Annotated in this window: 15 protein-coding genes; 3 read left to right on the top strand and 12 right to left on the bottom strand. The window is 45.9% G+C overall.

Features of this window, described 5'->3' with window-relative positions:
- Positions 1-8: 8 nt before the first annotated feature.
- The 11 genes from AB4Z08_RS31580 to AB4Z08_RS31530 form a co-directional block, all read right to left on the bottom strand.
- Entirely contained in the window at positions 9-1,421 is a 1,413-nt protein-coding gene (locus AB4Z08_RS31580; RefSeq protein WP_441577774.1) for a POTRA domain-containing protein, read from the bottom strand.
- 183 nt (positions 1,422-1,604) lie between these two features.
- Positions 1,605-2,264 (bottom strand): CBS domain-containing protein, encoded by a 660-nt coding sequence (locus AB4Z08_RS31575; protein WP_331959711.1) that lies wholly within the window; start codon positions 2,262-2,264, stop codon positions 1,605-1,607.
- A 118-nt stretch (positions 2,265-2,382) separates the two neighbouring features.
- On the bottom strand, positions 2,383-3,159 hold the full coding sequence (locus tag AB4Z08_RS31570) for an alpha/beta fold hydrolase (RefSeq protein WP_441577773.1): 777 nt from the start codon (positions 3,157-3,159) through the stop codon (positions 2,383-2,385).
- Positions 3,160-3,230: 71 nt separating this feature from the next.
- Entirely contained in the window at positions 3,231-3,773 is a 543-nt protein-coding gene (locus AB4Z08_RS31565) for a CvpA family protein (RefSeq protein WP_441577772.1), read from the bottom strand.
- Between the two features lie 100 nt (positions 3,774-3,873).
- The gene (locus tag AB4Z08_RS31560) at positions 3,874-4,326 is read right to left on the bottom strand and encodes a GatB/YqeY domain-containing protein (protein WP_441577771.1); all 453 of its coding nucleotides are present in this window, start codon (positions 4,324-4,326) and stop codon (positions 3,874-3,876) included.
- Positions 4,327-4,344: 18 nt separating this feature from the next.
- Positions 4,345-4,692, bottom strand: coding sequence for a gliding motility protein GldC (gene gldC, locus AB4Z08_RS31555; protein WP_441577770.1), 348 nt, complete (start codon positions 4,690-4,692; stop codon positions 4,345-4,347).
- Positions 4,693-4,810: 118 nt separating this feature from the next.
- Positions 4,811-5,926, bottom strand: coding sequence for a glycosyltransferase (locus AB4Z08_RS31550; RefSeq protein WP_441577769.1), 1,116 nt, complete (start codon positions 5,924-5,926; stop codon positions 4,811-4,813).
- Positions 5,927-6,002: 76 nt separating this feature from the next.
- A complete protein-coding gene (locus AB4Z08_RS31545; protein ID WP_441577768.1) occupies positions 6,003-6,437 on the bottom strand; it encodes a hypothetical protein in 435 nt (144 codons plus the stop codon).
- 47 nt (positions 6,438-6,484) lie between these two features.
- Entirely contained in the window at positions 6,485-7,606 is a 1,122-nt protein-coding gene (locus AB4Z08_RS31540) for an ABC transporter permease (RefSeq protein WP_441577804.1), read from the bottom strand.
- A 20-nt stretch (positions 7,607-7,626) separates the two neighbouring features.
- The gene (locus AB4Z08_RS31535) at positions 7,627-8,769 is read right to left on the bottom strand and encodes a glycosyltransferase (RefSeq protein WP_441577767.1); all 1,143 of its coding nucleotides are present in this window, start codon (positions 8,767-8,769) and stop codon (positions 7,627-7,629) included.
- Between the two features lie 5 nt (positions 8,770-8,774).
- On the bottom strand, positions 8,775-9,551 hold the full coding sequence (locus tag AB4Z08_RS31530; protein ID WP_441577766.1) for an alpha/beta hydrolase: 777 nt from the start codon (positions 9,549-9,551) through the stop codon (positions 8,775-8,777).
- Positions 9,552-9,833: 282 nt separating this feature from the next.
- Here AB4Z08_RS31530 and AB4Z08_RS31525 point away from each other — a divergent pair, with 282 nt between their 5' ends.
- Both AB4Z08_RS31525 and AB4Z08_RS31520 read left to right on the top strand, forming a co-directional pair.
- Positions 9,834-11,627, top strand: coding sequence for an acyl-CoA dehydrogenase family protein (locus AB4Z08_RS31525; RefSeq protein ID WP_441577765.1), 1,794 nt, complete (start codon positions 9,834-9,836; stop codon positions 11,625-11,627).
- 159 nt (positions 11,628-11,786) lie between these two features.
- Positions 11,787-13,532 carry an N-acetylmuramoyl-L-alanine amidase gene (locus tag AB4Z08_RS31520; protein ID WP_441577764.1) on the top strand — a complete coding sequence of 582 codons (1,746 nt, stop codon included), beginning with the start codon at positions 11,787-11,789 and terminating at the stop codon, positions 13,530-13,532.
- Positions 13,533-13,761: 229 nt separating this feature from the next.
- Here AB4Z08_RS31520 and AB4Z08_RS31515 read toward each other — a convergent pair whose 3' ends face one another.
- Positions 13,762-15,978 (bottom strand): transferrin receptor-like dimerization domain-containing protein, encoded by a 2,217-nt coding sequence (locus AB4Z08_RS31515; protein WP_441577763.1) that lies wholly within the window; start codon positions 15,976-15,978, stop codon positions 13,762-13,764.
- Between the two features lie 235 nt (positions 15,979-16,213).
- Between AB4Z08_RS31515 and AB4Z08_RS31510 the strand changes: the two genes are divergently transcribed.
- Positions 16,214-16,558 carry a carboxymuconolactone decarboxylase family protein gene (locus tag AB4Z08_RS31510; RefSeq protein ID WP_133807561.1) on the top strand — a complete coding sequence of 115 codons (345 nt, stop codon included), beginning with the start codon at positions 16,214-16,216 and terminating at the stop codon, positions 16,556-16,558.
- Positions 16,559-16,564 lie beyond the last annotated feature (6 nt).

Raw genomic sequence — 16,564 nt, 5'->3', positions numbered from 1 at the left:
CTCCACAGTCACATATCCACGCTCGTGTGTAAAAATAGTCCTTTTTGCCCTAACTGGTTAAAGCTATACTCTATCCGGAGGCAGGTATCGTAGAACGAAACAATGTCTACTCCTACACCTGCAGTGTATAACATCCGGTTATTCAGGAAACCGTTGCCCGGGTACTTACTATAGGCATAACCCGCGTCCCCGAATACTTTTGCAAAGATGCGCACAGGAACAGTGTTAAATTTTTTAGGAACGATGGGGAGCTTTAGTTTAAAAGACAATAATTCCTGGCGGAGGGTGGATTTAAGCACTGCGAAGCTCGTACCATCTATCACATAATATTCCAGCCCGCGCAGGTAATCATCTCCGTAACCCAACGCCTGCTGGTTAATATACGGCTGTTCGTTCGAGAACTTTGCCTGGCTGCGAATGCCAAGCGCCGCAAAGGTTTTGGGGCGCAGTTCCCAGTATTTTGCCATGTTGAGCCGGAAATGAACATCATTAATATCGTCCCAGGGGCCCAGTCCTTTTTTACCCACTTCTGCCACCAGGTTAAACCCTTTCAGGGGATATACCCAGCTATCGGCTTTAATGTAGGTCAGGCGATAGGTGATATCGAGGAAACGTATACGGGTACGGCCATGCCCCAGGTAGTTGGGATTAAGAATGGCGACAGAATCCGCTACTTTTTCGTAGTTATAGTTCAAAAAAACCTGGTGCCGGGTATTAATTGCCGGGCGATAGCTATAGTTAAGTCCTACCATATATACCTGGCGCAGGAACTCATCTTTCCGGAAAAACTGTTGTTTATTATTGCTGGTACTGTCGTTCACCTCACGGTTACGCTTATAGGAAGCGATGATGCCTATCCCATGACGAAAATGCTTATCGATATAGGGCAGATTATATTGAAGGGCAAAGCGTTGGGTGTAGCCGAACTGTAAAGCCGCATTCAGCGCGTCATTACGGCCGGTCAGATTTTCCTGGTTACCGCTTACGCCGATATTAACGCGGCTGAGACTATGTTTTTTTTCTACCCACCACTGGTTAAAGTTGCGGTCTGCCAGTTTAAAGATAGGATAAGCAAAGGTGTACCAACGTTCCCATACTTCAAATACGAGATCGGCATTATCTCCATTCCAGTTTTTTATATTGGCGGTAACATTCAGAAAGAGGGAGGTATTGAGCAGCTGTTTACGCCGCTCTTCGAGGGTATTGGCCAGGTCGCGGTAATAGATCGTATCTCCTGGTACAGTACTGATCTCACGTAAAATAATCGAGGTGCGGGTTTGTTTGTTACCCGTTACGATGATATTACGTACCACCAGGTAGCTGCTATCCTTTGCAGCAACAGACTGTCCTTCAGCAATTTCCGGTAACACTATTCCCAACAGGCAGATCATGGCCAGCAGGTAGTAACAGCATCTCAGCATGTAGGTCCTGTAAAATTTTAAAACATGTTGACAATGTCCAAATATAATGAAAAGCTGTATGCGGATTTATCTTGCTGCTGATAAAAAAATCAGCGAAGACAGATGTGGGTATATCCACATTTATCTTCGCTAATCATTATAAATCCAACAAAATAAAATCAATGTAATCCGGGTCCGGAAAAACTACATGCTGATATAATTCATCAACAGGTCGTAATTCTTTTTGAGGAGTTCTTCTTCAGGTTCTTCTGCGAAAATGTATTTAATCACGTAGTTAAACCTTTCGAAGGTGGCTACCAATCCCTGTAATTCCTGTCTGTTTGTTTTCAATATCACTTCCAGCTTACCGGTAACCGGGTTGGTAATTGTATTTACGCTCAGCAGGGTTACATCATTTGACTCTGCGATACGGGCAATTTCGCTGAGTGCGTAGTCGCGCGGATCTACTTCAAATGAGATGATACCACCGGGTTCCTTCACCCCGTTATATCTCGCTAAAGCTGCCAGGAGGTTATCTTTGGTAATGATACCGAGGTATTCATTTTCTTTGGTAACTACCGGAAGGGCAGACAGTTTAAAATCGTAAAAAAGTTTAAGCGCTTCAAAGAGATGAGCATATTCCATGACAGCCGGGCGGGTGCTTCCGTACTCCATAGATTCCAGGGGTACATCAGGGTCTTCGAGATCCATGATCTCGTCTTCCTCCACCAGGGCCAGGTATTTGCTATCTACTACCATCGGTAGTTGCGTCAGATGATATTCGTTCATCAGACGCAGCGCCTTTGCTCCTGTATCCGAAGGATGCAGAACAGGTACTGAAGATATGAGTTCTCTGGCAATCATGTGTAGCGTATTCTTACACAATAATAGGAAAGAATATGCCAACAGAAAAAGAAATTACATGTACGCGAAACCACTGCACCTTTTGGTACAGTCAGAAAGCAACCGGGAAAATACCGGTTTAACTGGCAGGATGATGTTTCAGTTTCTCCAGGAAAGCATGCAGGATCTTGTTGAATTCATCGGGTACTTCCATCATAGGGGCGTGTCCGCATTTATCAATAAACTGCAATTCAGAATTAGGTATCAGCTTTTTAAATTCTTCTCCTACCATAGGGGGTGTTACGGTGTCGTTCATACCCCAGATCAGTAAGGTTGGTTGTTTGATGTCCTGCAACTCATCGCCGAGATTGTGGCGGATGGCGGATTTTGCCAGGGTGATAATTTTAATCACTTTCAGGCGGTTGTTTACAATTTCGAACATTTCATCTACCAGTTCTTTGGTAGCAATTTTCGGATCGTAAAAAGTAAGTTCTGCTTTTTTGCGGATGTACTCATAGTCTCCGCGTTTAGGATAGGTTTCGCCCATTCCATTTTCGAACAAGCCGGAACTGCCGGTCAGGGTCAGTGATTTAATAGATGCTTCAGGGTGTTTCAGCAGGTAAACCAATGCCACATGACCTCCCAGTGAATTGCCCAGCAGGTTTACATTTTTGTAGCCCCTGGTTTCAATAAACTTGTGCACATATTTGGCCAATCCCCCTACCGATGTTTCCAGGATGTTTAAATCGTACAGGGGTAACATCGGGATCACCACCTTATTATATTGCCTGAAATATTCGATCATGTGCGAGAAATTGCTCAAAGCACCAAAAAGTCCATGCAATAATACCAGTGGTTCTCCTTCTCCTTCTTCTATAAAATTAAACTTACCCTGTGTTTTGATTTCGTAATCCATTGCCAAATCTTGAAAGTCAATTTTACGCTAAAATAATTCTTTTTATTAATCTAAATAATCTTTGAAACGAGTTATCCAGGTTGGATATGATGCGCCGCCGTCTCGAAAAATGACTGCAATTGGGCAAACATATTCTTAAAAACCGGGATCACCTGTCCAATATGATCCAACACCCACGGGCCAATATTCTCAATATATGGATATACAACAGATTGTAGCTTTGTTTCAGGGCTAAGCCAGTATACCTGGTTGGCCATCCATAGCATTACACTATAAATTATTATAAATATAACGCTATACAACAGTATTCCGCCCAGTTTATTCAGCCAACCCAGCATCACCATTTCTACCAGCTTCTGTAACATTCCGGCACCCAGCCTTACCAGCAGGATCACTCCCAGGAAAAGGCAGATGAAGCAAAGAACAGGCACCCAACGGGAATGCATATCCCAGTGCTGCTGTACATATAAAGCGGTAACCGCTGATAATTTCAGGGCGGCGGCCAGTCCCAGTACGACTGCTACCAGCGAAAACAAGGCTACTATCAATCCACGGGTATACCCTCTGTAAAGGGCAAAGACCATGATAATAGCAAAAATAATGTCTATAGGCATGATAGAGCTATAAGGACGAGCCATTTTTTGACAGGAACCAGTAATTAGCCTTCCGGCCAGCACCCATTATCCAGTCAAAAAATGCCCGGCTCCTTTCAAATTACTTACTAAGCAGTTCTTTTACCAGCGCGGAAATAGCCTTTCCATCAGCTTTGCCGGCCAGTTGTTTGGTAGCAGCGCCCATTACTTTACCCATATCAGCGGGTGAGCTGGCGCCGGTGGAGGCAATAATATCGGTAATGGCTGTACGTAATTCAGCCTCGCTCATTTGCTTAGGCAGGAAACGTTCAATAATAACCAGCTCTTCTTCTTCTTTTACTGCCAGGTCTTCACGGTTCTGTGCACGGAAAATTTCCAGAGAATCTTTTCTTTGCTTGGCCAGCTTCTGCAAAATCTTTGACTCATCAGCTTCTGTCAGATCTCCACTTGCTCCTTCGGCCGTTTTAGCAACCAGTATAGCCGCCTTGATAGCACGAAGTGCACGCAGGTCAGCTTCCTTTTTACCCAGCATCGCAGTTTTGATTTCTGCGTTGATATTTAATTCTAATGACATATGGTAAGGTTTAATGGATTATTGTCCTTCTGCTGCCTGCTTATCCTGGAATTTCTTGAAGAAATCCTTCGCAAAAGCACGCATTTCATCGGCCTGATCTTTATAAGGAGTGGCTCTTCCATAGGTATCGGCCATGGTCATCATAGTCTGAAAAAAGAAATCCGCCATTTCATCCACCATCATATCTTTTGTCCACAGGTCAATGCGGAGGGCCACCTTTTCAGCCGGATCCCAGAAAGATACGATCATGCCCTTGGCTTTGATCATTTTTTCATCTTTATTATCTGTAGCGCTCCACTCTATTGACTCGGGCACCTTCTGATCGTCCAGCCCAACCTGGATCTTTATAGTAGATTTCGTACTCATGATTTTCAATTAAAGCGCAAAAATAGCCATCATTTGCTGATTTTCAGACGCCGGTTTTCCGGAAGCCGGAAATTGGCCGGCATTAACAAGGCCAGGCGGACATAAAATATCGTCTCTTTTATGCTGTTAAATGTGTCCATAATTGCGCCGCTGCCTGCTCCCAGCTACTGAAAGGTTTAATGGGAGGCAATTTGGCCAGCAATCGTGTACGCAACTGCTCATCTTTATATAAAAGACTCATCTTTTCGGATAAGTCATCCAGGCTGGCCGGATCAGCATACAACACGGTATCTCCGCCTGCTTCCCGGGCTGCCGCACTATCCAATGCAATTACCGGCACTTCGCAACGGTGCGCCGCATAAATGGGCAATGCCAGGCCTTCGAACCTGGATGGATACACGAGCGCATAAGCAGCCCCCGTTAGCCTCGCCAGGGTATCTTCGTCTGCCGCCTCCACGTTAACAACGTCCTGCCGGAACTTATAGCTTTGCAAGGCAACAGCAATGTCGGCTCCTGCAGCGGTAATAGTGCCTGCCAGCACCAACTTGATATTACTGCGCTGCCGCTTCTTCAATGCCGAAAAAGCTTTCAGCACCGGGATAATATTATTTCGTGGATGCAAACTCCCCGTTACCAGGAAATATTCCGCTCCACCAGTAAACGCTTTTTTCACGGATTCCCGCTGCTCCCATTCCAATGGCTTGTAAAGCGTGCTTAAACCGGTATCCAGTCTTGTCAGCTTATCTTTCACAGCCGGAGCATAGCGAAGTATTTCGTCCCTGCTGGTATCAGATAACACCGCTATTCTCCTGGCACGTTCCAGGTATTTCGCGGTATTCTTCTTCAACGCCCGCTGTTGTACGCCCGGTTGTAAACCTGCATCTCTTAAAAAGGACAGATCCCTTACCAGCAGGCCGGCAGGGAGTTTACTACGAAGGGGTAATGCACCATCCAGCCCCAGGAACATGTCCGGGCGGAAAGGCTTCATAGCCCGTACCAGCTGCCATTCCAGCCACCAGTAAAGATGCCAGGCTTTATTACCTTTCAGAGGCAATATTACTTTGGTCACATTTGCCGGGAAGCTTAGTCCGGTTGGTATCTCCCCATCAAAAAATAAAGTGAACTGATGGCCTGGCTGCTGCCGGCACATCGCCAGTATTATTTCAGTTGCCACTCTCCCGGTATCGGCAGGCATGTCCTGTCGTAAACAAGCGGCATTAACAGCAATTTGCATAAACGATTCCTTTGTCTGCGAGCTTGCAAACCTACACAATTTTAGATTCGGGAGAGACTGATTTTGAGATTATCGCTTATTCCGCAGACTTATTGGTAACATAAAACACCTTGGGAGACGTAACATTCGCGGTATTACCCAGGGAGGCCAGCGTAATTGTTACCGCGTATGTTTTTAACGGTTTCAGATGCTTCAGTGTAATAGTAAAAGGTGTCGTCTTTATATCGGCAATAGCGTCCTGTCCCAACGCAATATTACCCGTTTCTGTGGCCACATTCAACGTCACCTTTACGCCCTTATCCGGTATTTTTGAAGTGATGTTTACCTTTAAACCATAAGTACTGTCCAGGACCTGATTGTACTGACCAACCTTCATATCCGGCAGTTCAAATGCCAGTGTTTCCTCCTGTGTACCAGGCGCGGGATCGCTTCCTTTCTTCTTCTTACAGGAAGAAAAAGTTATCAGTGCAATGGCTAAAAATGCTGGGAAGTAGGTTTTCAATAATATCATCTCAAGTGTATATAGGAGTATGAAATTAGCTTTTTTTTATATGCAAATCAAATTTTACTTCGCACATCCAGGGCATCACGCAATCCATTTCCCAATAAATTGAATGCCAGCACCAACAGCATAATAGCGATGCCAGGCGCCAGCGCCAGCAAAGGATTGTGGGTGATAATAAAGTTATAATTCTCCTTAATCATCAATCCCCAGGATGGCTGCGGCGGTTGTACCCCTACCCCCAGGAAGCTAAGCCCCGCCTCTACTACGATGGCGGTAGCAAAATTACCGGCGGCAACTACCATTACCGGCCCCATAATATTAGGTAAAATATGTTTTGCAATGATCCTTATATGGCTGTAACCCAATGCACGGGCAGCTTCTACAAACTCCAGTTCCCGGATCGCCAGCACCTGCCCACGGATAATACGGGCAACCCCTACCCACATGGTGAGCCCAACGGCAATAAATACCTGCCAGAAACCTTTGCCCAACGCCAGTGTGAGCGCAAACACCAGCAACAGCGTAGGCATGGACCATACCACATTCACCAGCCACATAACCACGTCATCGGTTCGTCCTTTGAAATAACCCGCTACCGCACCCAGTATCACACCAATACTGAGGGATATGACAACGGCGATGCAGCCTACACCAAGACTTACACGGGTACCTACTATCAAACGACTTAAAATATCCCGGCCAAATTTATCGGTACCCAGCCAATAGGTGCGGGAAAAAATACGTTCTTTCCCGATGTTAGCCTGTAAATCACGGGGTGAAAGCGGAGACGCCGGAGGCTTCCCATACCAGATAGTGGTGAGCGGATAAATTTCTTCCCGGCTGGTAGATTCATCCACATACCGCTGAATGACCAGTACGCTATCTCTGAACTGCCATGATCGTATTGGGATCCAGGTCATGTCAGATTCCGCGCCGAACAGCAAACGGGGAAAAACAGCAGTAGCCTTTACCGGCTGTTCCTTTCGCATGGCCAGCATGGTTATCTGGAATCCGGGATGTTGCCCCTCTATTTCCAACACCATCCTGTTGGCATCCGGTGTATGATCGGGTGCAATGAAATAAGCCGTTACGCTGATAAATACAGAAAGGGTAATGACCAGCAAACCAGCCACCGCACCCTTATTACGGCGTAATCGTTTCCAGGAAGATTGCATATTTGACAAAGGAGACGTATTTAGTTTACCTGGCGGCCCTTCCACTGATAACTACCGAACTTTCCCAGCCAGCCTGCAATTACAATATAAGGAATATGAAATATCTGCCCGGGAATAAACCATAACAGCAGTTCTGTTTTATTGAAAAACCTGGCTACGGGCAGCAGGAAATACAGCTCCAGCGTTACTTTAAATAATAGGATGATCAGGAACCAGGGCCACCACACCGGCAGAAAGAGTGCGATCACCGCCATGGCCAGCATTCCCGCATTGAAAAGATATACGAGCAATAATACCCAGGTCAGTCTTTTATCTTCATACTTATCTGCTTTGGATGACCAGCGGATACGCTGATTCATGAAGTCTTTCAGGGTGTCTACTGCCAGGGTACGTACGATGGCATCTTCACATTTCAGGTACATCACTCCTTCCGGATAAGCGCTATAAATTTTGTACATCAGCAGCATGTCATCACCGGAAGCGATATTGTCGATCCCGCTGAATCCTCCTACATCGTGAAACGCCTGCTTTTCATAAGCCAGGTTAGCACCGTTGCACATAGTACCTGACGCCAGTGCGGCCGCGGCGCCGGTAATGCCCTGCATGGTCATGAAGTCCAGCGACTGTAATCTTTTAAAGAAGTTATGTTCTTTGTAGAAGCTTACCGGAGCGGCTATAAATTTAGGTTGATGTTGCTCATAGTATTGCACCATGGTTTCAATCCAGCGCGGCCCCATTACACAATCTGCATCTGTTGTAACTATAAGATCACCGGTGGCCTGTGATATGGCTATTTCAATGGCTTTTTTCTTATAGGAATTAAGCCGCTCCTGTTCATCCAGGTGCTGACTTAATTCCAGCAGGTGAATATTTTCTGCCGGGTAATTACGGATAACTGCGGCCGTATCGTCTGTTGAAAAATCATCAATAATAATTACTTCCAGGAAGGTGGCATGATACGTTTGCCGGTGTAATGCTTCCAGCAAGGCGGGCAGGTTATCGGCTTCATTTCTGGCGGGGATAATCACAGTTACCTTTGTATGCCCGACAGGATGTGCCACCGGGGAAAACTTCTTCAATCGCTTCCAGCCCAGGCTATACCAAAGCATCAGTATACCATAGCCTAAAGCCAATCCAATTACTATTATTACAAAAAAATGCATCCAGGTTAAAGATTTTCTTTGATAATGAGCCCCAGCTGCTCCGATATCAGCTGATGCCCTTTTTCCAGTACCAGAATTTTAGAGGGAAATGAATCATCCGCAAAGCGGGTACCTAATACAGGTGGAATTACACGATCATATTTCCCGAAGATCAGGAGGGTTAAAACGTTATAACGTGATAATAATTGTTTACAACGCTTTTTATCCGGCATCATATGTCGCAGATTTGTCCATACATTATACACCAGCTCCCGCTTCTCCACCTCATTCATCCGGTGCAGTGCAAATTTATAGATGCTTTGATTCAGCAGTCCTAATTTGCGCCAGGTATGCAACAGGGTAAAAAACAACTGCGGGTGATAGGTGTTGTATTTAAATAATTTGTTGCCGACGGAGGTTTGTGTCACAAACATATGCCAGGGGTTATTTCTCAGCCCATCTGCTGCTGCCAGGATCAGGTGATCGATGCGATCCGCCAACTTTTCTACCAGGCATAATGATAGCCGTCCGCCCATACTGTAACCTAACAGTGAAAATCTTTCCTTTCCCTGTTGTTGCAATATCATCTGCACCAGGGCAACCAGGTCTTCTTTTTCAAATACCCGGTCTTCGGCCCATTCGGTACTTCCGTGTAATGGCATGTCCAGGGCCACCATGGTAAAGGTATCTCCTAAAGTGGCGGTAAGCGGGCGAAAATGAGCAGCACTTTCACCAAAGCCATGCAAACAAATCAATAGTTCACTGCCCGCACCTTCGCAGGTGCCGTGAAACCGGCTTTTCAAATATGACAGATAAAAATCAGGCATAAAAGGGGGACAATGATAGTGAATAATGCGCAAAGCGGGAAGTTAGCCGCGGAAATTGTCTGAACCAGGATTACTGATGATGCTGATTTATTTTTTGTTAAAAATTACAAGCTGCAAAGATGAGTAATCTAATTGGTTTACATTCAGTTAAAAATAAAGGAATCCGGGAAATCAGCATAATCAGTATAATCCTGGTACAGACAGATTCCCCTTTCTGCTTTTTTCAGTAAATTACAGAACTACCAAAAATTCAGTAACATGGACGCAACAGTTGAAAATAAGACTGCGCTGAAAGGCGCAGAATTCCTGGTCAAGGAAAGTGCTCCTGAGGAAGTGTTTACTCCCGAAGACTTTTCGGAAGAACAGCTGATGATCAAAGACATGGCAGATCAGTTCATCAGTAAGGAGGTAACACCTATTGTAGAAAGAATAGACAAACAGGAAGAGGGTTTGATGCAATCGCTTTTGGAAAAAGCAGGTGAACAGGGTCTGTTAGGTGCTTCTTTTCCGGAAGAATACGGCGGATTAGGTAAAGATTTTGTGACCGCTACAATCATCAACGAAGGACTGGGTGCAGGTCACTCCTTCTCTGTTGCCATGGCAGCGCATACCGGTATCGGTTCCCTGCCGATCCTTTACTTTGGTACAGAAGAACAAAAACAAAAATACATTCCGAAACTTGCCAGTGGTGAAATGAAAGGAGCCTATGCCCTTACAGAACCGGATTCCGGCTCTGATGCACTGGGAGCCAAAACCACTGCAAAACTGACGGAAGACGGTAAATACTACATTTTAAATGGTCAGAAAAGCTGGATTACCAATTCCGGTTTTGCAGATGTATTTACTGTCTTTGCAAAAATAGATGGCGACAAATTCACCGCATTTATTGTAGACAAGGGCACACCCGGATTTACACTGGGCGCGGAAGAACATAAAATGGGTATCAAAGGTTCCTCTACCCGTCAGATCTATTTCCAGGATGCAAAAATACCTGCAGAAAATGTACTGGGAGTGATTGGCAAAGGTCACCTGATAGCCTTCAATATCCTGAACATAGGCCGGTTGAAACTTTGCGCTGCCGCACTGGGCGCCGCCAAGAAGTGCATCAATACCTCCGTACAATACGCTAATACCCGTACACAGTTTAAACAACCAATCGCCAACTTCGGCGCTATCAAACATAAACTGGCGGAAATGGCGATCCGTACCTGGACGTCAGAATCAGCATTGTTCCGCACGGCTCAACTCATAGATGATAAAGAAAGAGAATTGCTTGCAGCTGGTAAACCCTTCAACGAAGCGTTATTAGGTGCTGCAGAAGAATATGCAGTAGAATGCGCCATCCTGAAAGTAAATGGTTCTGAAGTACTGGACTATGTAGTGGATGAAGGCGTACAGATTCACGGTGGTAACGGCTTCAGTGATGAATACATCATCTCAAAAGCTTACCGTGATTCCCGCATCAACCGCATCTTTGAAGGTACCAATGAAATCAACCGTCTCCTTACCATCGACATGACACTGAAACGTGCACTGAAAGGTAAGCTGGACCTGATGACACCGGCTATGAATGTGATGAAGGAACTGGTAAGCATTCCAGACTTCGGCAACGATGACGAAACTCCTTTCAGCCAGGAAAGAAAAATGATCCTAAATTTCAAGAAAGCGATACTCATGGCTGCCGGCGCTGCCGCTCAAAAGCTGATGGCAAAACTGGAAAATGAACAGGAAATCCTCATGGATATCGCTGACATGGCCATTGAAACATTTGTGGCGGAAAGTGCCCTCCTGCGTTTAATCAAACTCACCAACAGCAAAGGCGAAAGCGCCGCTGAACTACAGGCCGATATTGTACGCACCTTTATTTATGATGCAGCAGACCGTATCAATAAATCAGGTAAAGATGCGATCAATGGCTTCGCAGAAGGAGATGAACAACGCATGATGCTATTAGGCCTCAAACGCTTCACCAAAGCAGCTTCCTTTAATGCAAAAGACGCCCGCAGAAGAATTGCGGACAAACTCATTGCAGATAATAAATACAGCTTTTAGCTGTTAACCATTAGCTTTTAGTAAATGCAGCGAAGATCAACATTACATCATCTTCGCTGCATTTACTAAAAGCTAACAGCTAATGGCTAAAAGCTTTTTTTCCTATTCCCCTCACCTGCTTATCTTTACACTCTTTCAAGATATTGATGACAGGTTATTATGCTATCAGCGAAGTTTTTTCCTCAGATTGTTGTTGTACTTTGTATCCCCTTTATAGCCAGCAGCCAGGCATCTCTGCGTCTCAGCCAGCCTTCAAGGGATCAAAATAATGTAAGCACCTCCAAACAGTTTATTGCCGGTCGCACCTGTATTGGCTGTACTGTCCGCATTAATAATGATACCGTACACGTATACGCTACCGGTACTTTCGCTGCTAAATATGAACTGCCCACCGGCAGAAGCAATTTTGTCGTTACCAGCGAAACACCTAACGGTGAAACATACACGAAAAACATCACCTATTATTACAACCAGCCGCCGGCAGCAGGTGCTACCAGTGTTTTCCGTATAGATTTTATAGAGATATCACCCTCCGGGAACCTTCAGTTATCAGAAGGCGACACATTGCGGATAAAAATGAAGGGCTATCCGGGTGAAGAAGCCAGCTGGTTTAATAACGCCCCCCTCCGCGAAATGCCCACCTCCCAAACAGGTGGAGTACCCGGCTATTACAGTGGCAACTACATTATACAACCATCCGACTCACTGTTGAATGGCAAAATATTAGTACGGTTGCGTAAGCGCAGTGGAGAAACGGCTATACTTGGCAGCCCATACCGCTACAGTGTTATGCGCAATGAAATACCACTGACCGGCCGTACCATCGACAACATGACCTATCTTACTTCCAGCCCGCATGGCGATCGCCTTGGTCCTGATAAGATTGGGTATCTTGATAAGGATGTGCTACTGCACATTGTTGGTAAGCAAGGCGACTACTATAAAGTAAAACTATCTTCCAAAACAACCGCCTTTATACCGGAGCCTTTGGTAGACACGGAAATCCCACAGGAGCAGCTCCCCATCAGCATTGCAGACGATGCTAAAATATGGGGCGATGACAGATACGATTACGTTTCTGTGGCCTTGTCAGACAAATTGCCTTATACTTCCACCCAACTCGTTTCTTCTAAAAAAATAATACTGGATATACATGGTGCCTATGCAGAAAAAGGACTCAATACCCTGCTGCAAAACACCAGAGAAATTACTTCCATCGCCTGGGGACAGCCCTCCCCGGATGTTTGCCGCCTGGTAATTTCGCTGCAACATGCGCCCTGGGGCTACCAGGTATACTACGACAATAACCGTATAACGGTAAAGGTTAAACGTGTACCTGAAAAACTATCGCTGAAAAATATCGTTATCGGCATTGACCCGGGCCATGGAGGTAGCAATCCCGGTGCTACCGGCCTTACCGGCGCAGTGGAAAAAAACCTTACCCTGGCACTGTCGCTGCAACTGAAAGCCATGCTGGAAAGAGAAGGCGGTACCGTGATCATGTCGCGCTACACAGAAAAATTTGTAGCCAACGAAGACCGGTTATCATTCTTTCGCAGCGCCAACCCCGATTTGCTACTCAGCATTCACCTGAATTCATCCGTGAATCCGGTAGATGTAAATGGTACGGCCACTTACTATAAACAACCTTTCTGCGAACCGCTGAATGCCGCTATCCATGAGCGTTTACTGCAAACAGGTTTGCGTGATTTCGGGAACAATCCTGACTTTAATTTTATTCTGAATAACCCTACTGAATTTCCGGATGCGCTGATAGAAACCCTGTTTCTCAGCAATCCCGGAGATGAAGAAAAGGTGCTGCAACCTGCGTTTCAGCAACAGATGGCAGAGAAGATCATGGAAGGTGTGAAGGACTACCTGAAACAGGCTGCTGTAGGGAGATAGCAGCAGATATTGTCTTCGTTCATGATTATACTGATTCAGATGATTTTCCCGATGCTTTTTTGGGATTTTATAAGATTAAAAAAGATTAGCGAAGATGAATGCGGATATCCACATTCATCTTCGCTAATCTTCTTTAATCCTGAAAAAATTCAGGAAAATCATCTGAATCAGTATAATCATGAACAAAGACAAAAACTCGCGGTAATCATCAACATCATCCTGGGTAAGCCTAAGACGCGTGGGTTAGGGCATTTAAATAGACAGACAACCTTTTGATTGCCTCCGCTGCAACGCTGATCTGCTCCTGCGCTTCCGTCCACCGGCGTTGTTCAATAGCTTCTCTCACACCAGGAATTGTTTTCACACCGTAGCCGGTATAAAATCCAGGAGCGTATAATGTATGCTTGTACCATGCACGGGCAGGGAGTCCTTTTTCACTGAGCAGCTGCTGTTCTGCCTGATACAGGACTTTATTGTAAGCGGCACCTGTGAGGTTCTTTTTAGCTGCCAATGCCGCGGTAGTTGTATCTAAACCAATCAAAGCATTCTGCAGGGGAGAGAAATCCAGGTAAGGCACTTCAGACTTCTGTGCGGGTGGCAATAAATGCTTTGCCGTATCTGTGGCGAGCTGATATTTACGCTCGCGGATCAGCTGATTATCTATAGCAGTAGATTCCCTCAGATTGCCCGCCAGTTCGGTTAATTCGCTTACATATCCATTTACGGTTTCATAGAGTTTGCGGAAGTCGAATGGCAGATTAACGGCATCGGCTAAACGTAGTACAGTATGTCCGGCGGTTTGAGAAAGTACCACACCATAACTGAAGCTGGGATCTTTGAAGCGGGAGTAGTCGTCGTAAGAATCGTAGATGGAGTGATATTCTCCGCCTGCGTCTTCTCCCCCAAAACCCAAATCAAGAGAAGGCACCCCCAGGTGCTGCAGGAAAGAAGAATAGTCGGAACCGGAGCCCATGGCGCCGATAGCAATACCTTGTTTAGCAAGTTTTTCTTTCTTTGCTTTCGGCGTCGTGGCTTTGAGCACATCTGCCGCCTGTTTGCGGGCGAGAATGCTCACCTGTGTTTGAGGGTCAGTAATATCGCGGGCCACCTCATTCACCAGGGTTTCCAGTGCATGTGAGCCGCTGGCATTCAGAAAACCGCGACCATTACCATCAGAGTTGATGTACACAACCGCTTTTTCTTTCAGTTCAGCTGCGTGGTCTTCTACCCATTCTGTAGAGCCGAGCAGGCCGGGTTCTTCGCCATCCCAGGCGCAATACACCAGTGTGCGGCGCGGCTGATAGCCTTGTTTATGCAGTTCGCCTATGGCTTTGGCTTCTTCCAGCAGGGCAGCTAAACCGCTGATGGGATCGGCGGCACCGTTTACCCAGGCATCGTGGTGGTTACCACGTATCACCCATTGGTCGGGTTGCTCACTGCCTTTCAGCTTCGCAATTACGTTATTGCAGGGACGTATCTGCCAGTCGAAGGCCAGTTTCAGGTGTACCCTGGCTTTTCCACCACCAATATGATAAGTAAGTGGTAAAGCACCCCTCCATTCTTCCGGTGCTACAGGGCCTTCCAATGCTTTCAGCAAAGGAGTGGCATCGTGATAGCTGATGGGCAATACGGGTATCTTCAACAGGTTAGGTGCCTGCAGGCGGTCCAACCGCTGGGCATCAGCAGTAGCACCTACATTGGGAGTCAGCGGGTCACCGGGGTATATCACGATATCCATCACAGAACCACGTTGTACACCATATTCATTTTTGAAAGCTCCTTTGGGATATACGTCTCCGTTATAGTAGCCATCATCTTTGGGATCAGAGTAGATGATGCAGCCGGCAGCTCCGTGTTCCTGTGCTACCTTGGGCTTGCTTCCCCGCCAGGAGCGGCCGTATTTGGCGATCACTATTTTGCCTTTTACGCTGATACCGGCACGGTCCAGGTATTCATAATCTTCCGGAAGGCCGTAGTTAACGTATACCAGCTCTCCCTCTACATCTCCGTCTGCGCTCCAGGCGTTGTAGGTAGGCAGTTGTCCTTCCTGGCCGGAGGTTGCATCTTCTTTCAGGGCTGGTTCTTTCAGGAGGGCTTTGTAGGTAGTAGGGCCTTTCAGTTCCAGCACTCTTTCTTTAGGCGTGGGGAACAGTACCTGGTAGGTCACGATTTCAGCATCCCAGCCATAGCTTTTGAAGCGCTGCAGAATATCTTCTGCTACGGCTTTGCCTCCTGCGGAGCTAATATGATGTGGTTTGGAAGATAGTGACTGAATAGTTTGGCCTATATGGCTGCTGCTCAGCTGTTTGTCGAATTGTTTTTCCAGTTGTAATTGCTTTATGGCGGCGCTGTCGGTATATCCAAATAGTTTCTTATCCTGCGCCTGAGTAGTCCCGCCGGCGCATAACAGGAGCGCCAGCAAACGAACAAAGTTGGTTGTAGTCATAAGTGATGCAGATCTTGTTGTTAAAGAGGGTTTATCTACTCAATATACAAATAGTCTATAATACCAATAGACTATTTTATTGGCATTAATAAACGTAATAACTTTTGGTTATGATCCATAAATACAGGTTATAGGTCAAATAGTCTACTTAGCCAGTAGATTAGTCTATATTTGTAAATCCTTTCATAGCTTTATTGTGTGAAACGATTAACGTAACAACATAAACAGCAGTTATATGGCTAATGCGATTCAGGAGTTTAACGACTACCGTGGTAAAATGAATGAAGTAATACTGGGAAAACAGAATAAAGTCATCAACCGTCTTTTTAACCTGGACACGAATACTTATGCAGAAGGCGCGCTGAGTACCAAAACCAAGGAGATGCTCGGGCTGGTGGCCTCTATGGTATTGCGCTGTGACGACTGTATCAAATATCACCTGGGTAAAGCATTTGAGCAGGGAGTAACTACGGACGAGATGTATGAAATCTTTGCAGTGGCCAATATCGTGGGTGGAACGATTGTGATTCCGCATACACGCAGGGCGGCAGAATATTGGGAAGAATTACAGGCCCAATGATCTTAA

Source organism: Chitinophaga sp. RAB17 (assembly GCF_052114225.1).
GTDB lineage: Bacteria > Bacteroidota > Bacteroidia > Chitinophagales > Chitinophagaceae > Chitinophaga.
The sequence above is the reverse complement of the archived record's forward strand: the minus strand, read 5'-3'. Positions and strand labels throughout refer to the sequence as shown.

Bases quoted from the DNA above. Each gene is read 5' to 3' on its own strand.
- AB4Z08_RS31580 (WP_441577774.1), bottom strand. From the start codon at position 1,421: ATGCTGAGATGCTGTTACTACCTGCTGGCCATGATCTGCCTGTTGGGA.
- AB4Z08_RS31575 (WP_331959711.1), bottom strand. From the start codon at position 2,264: ATGATTGCCAGAGAACTCATATCTTCAGTACCTGTTCTGCATCCTTCG.
- AB4Z08_RS31570 (WP_441577773.1), bottom strand. From the start codon at position 3,159: ATGGATTACGAAATCAAAACACAGGGTAAGTTTAATTTTATAGAAGAA.
- AB4Z08_RS31565 (WP_441577772.1), bottom strand. From the start codon at position 3,773: ATGCCTATAGACATTATTTTTGCTATTATCATGGTCTTTGCCCTTTAC.
- AB4Z08_RS31560 (WP_441577771.1), bottom strand. From the start codon at position 4,326: ATGTCATTAGAATTAAATATCAACGCAGAAATCAAAACTGCGATGCTG.
- gldC (WP_441577770.1), bottom strand. From the start codon at position 4,692: ATGAGTACGAAATCTACTATAAAGATCCAGGTTGGGCTGGACGATCAG.
- AB4Z08_RS31550 (WP_441577769.1), bottom strand. From the start codon at position 5,926: ATGCAAATTGCTGTTAATGCCGCTTGTTTACGACAGGACATGCCTGCC.
- AB4Z08_RS31545 (WP_441577768.1), bottom strand. From the start codon at position 6,437: ATGATATTATTGAAAACCTACTTCCCAGCATTTTTAGCCATTGCACTG.
- AB4Z08_RS31540 (WP_441577804.1), bottom strand. From the start codon at position 7,606: ATGCAATCTTCCTGGAAACGATTACGCCGTAATAAGGGTGCGGTGGCT.
- AB4Z08_RS31535 (WP_441577767.1), bottom strand. From the start codon at position 8,769: ATGCATTTTTTTGTAATAATAGTAATTGGATTGGCTTTAGGCTATGGT.
- AB4Z08_RS31525 (WP_441577765.1), top strand. From the start codon at position 9,834: ATGGACGCAACAGTTGAAAATAAGACTGCGCTGAAAGGCGCAGAATTC.
- AB4Z08_RS31520 (WP_441577764.1), top strand. From the start codon at position 11,787: ATGCTATCAGCGAAGTTTTTTCCTCAGATTGTTGTTGTACTTTGTATC.
- AB4Z08_RS31515 (WP_441577763.1), bottom strand. From the start codon at position 15,978: ATGACTACAACCAACTTTGTTCGTTTGCTGGCGCTCCTGTTATGCGCC.
- AB4Z08_RS31510 (WP_133807561.1), top strand. From the start codon at position 16,214: ATGGCTAATGCGATTCAGGAGTTTAACGACTACCGTGGTAAAATGAAT.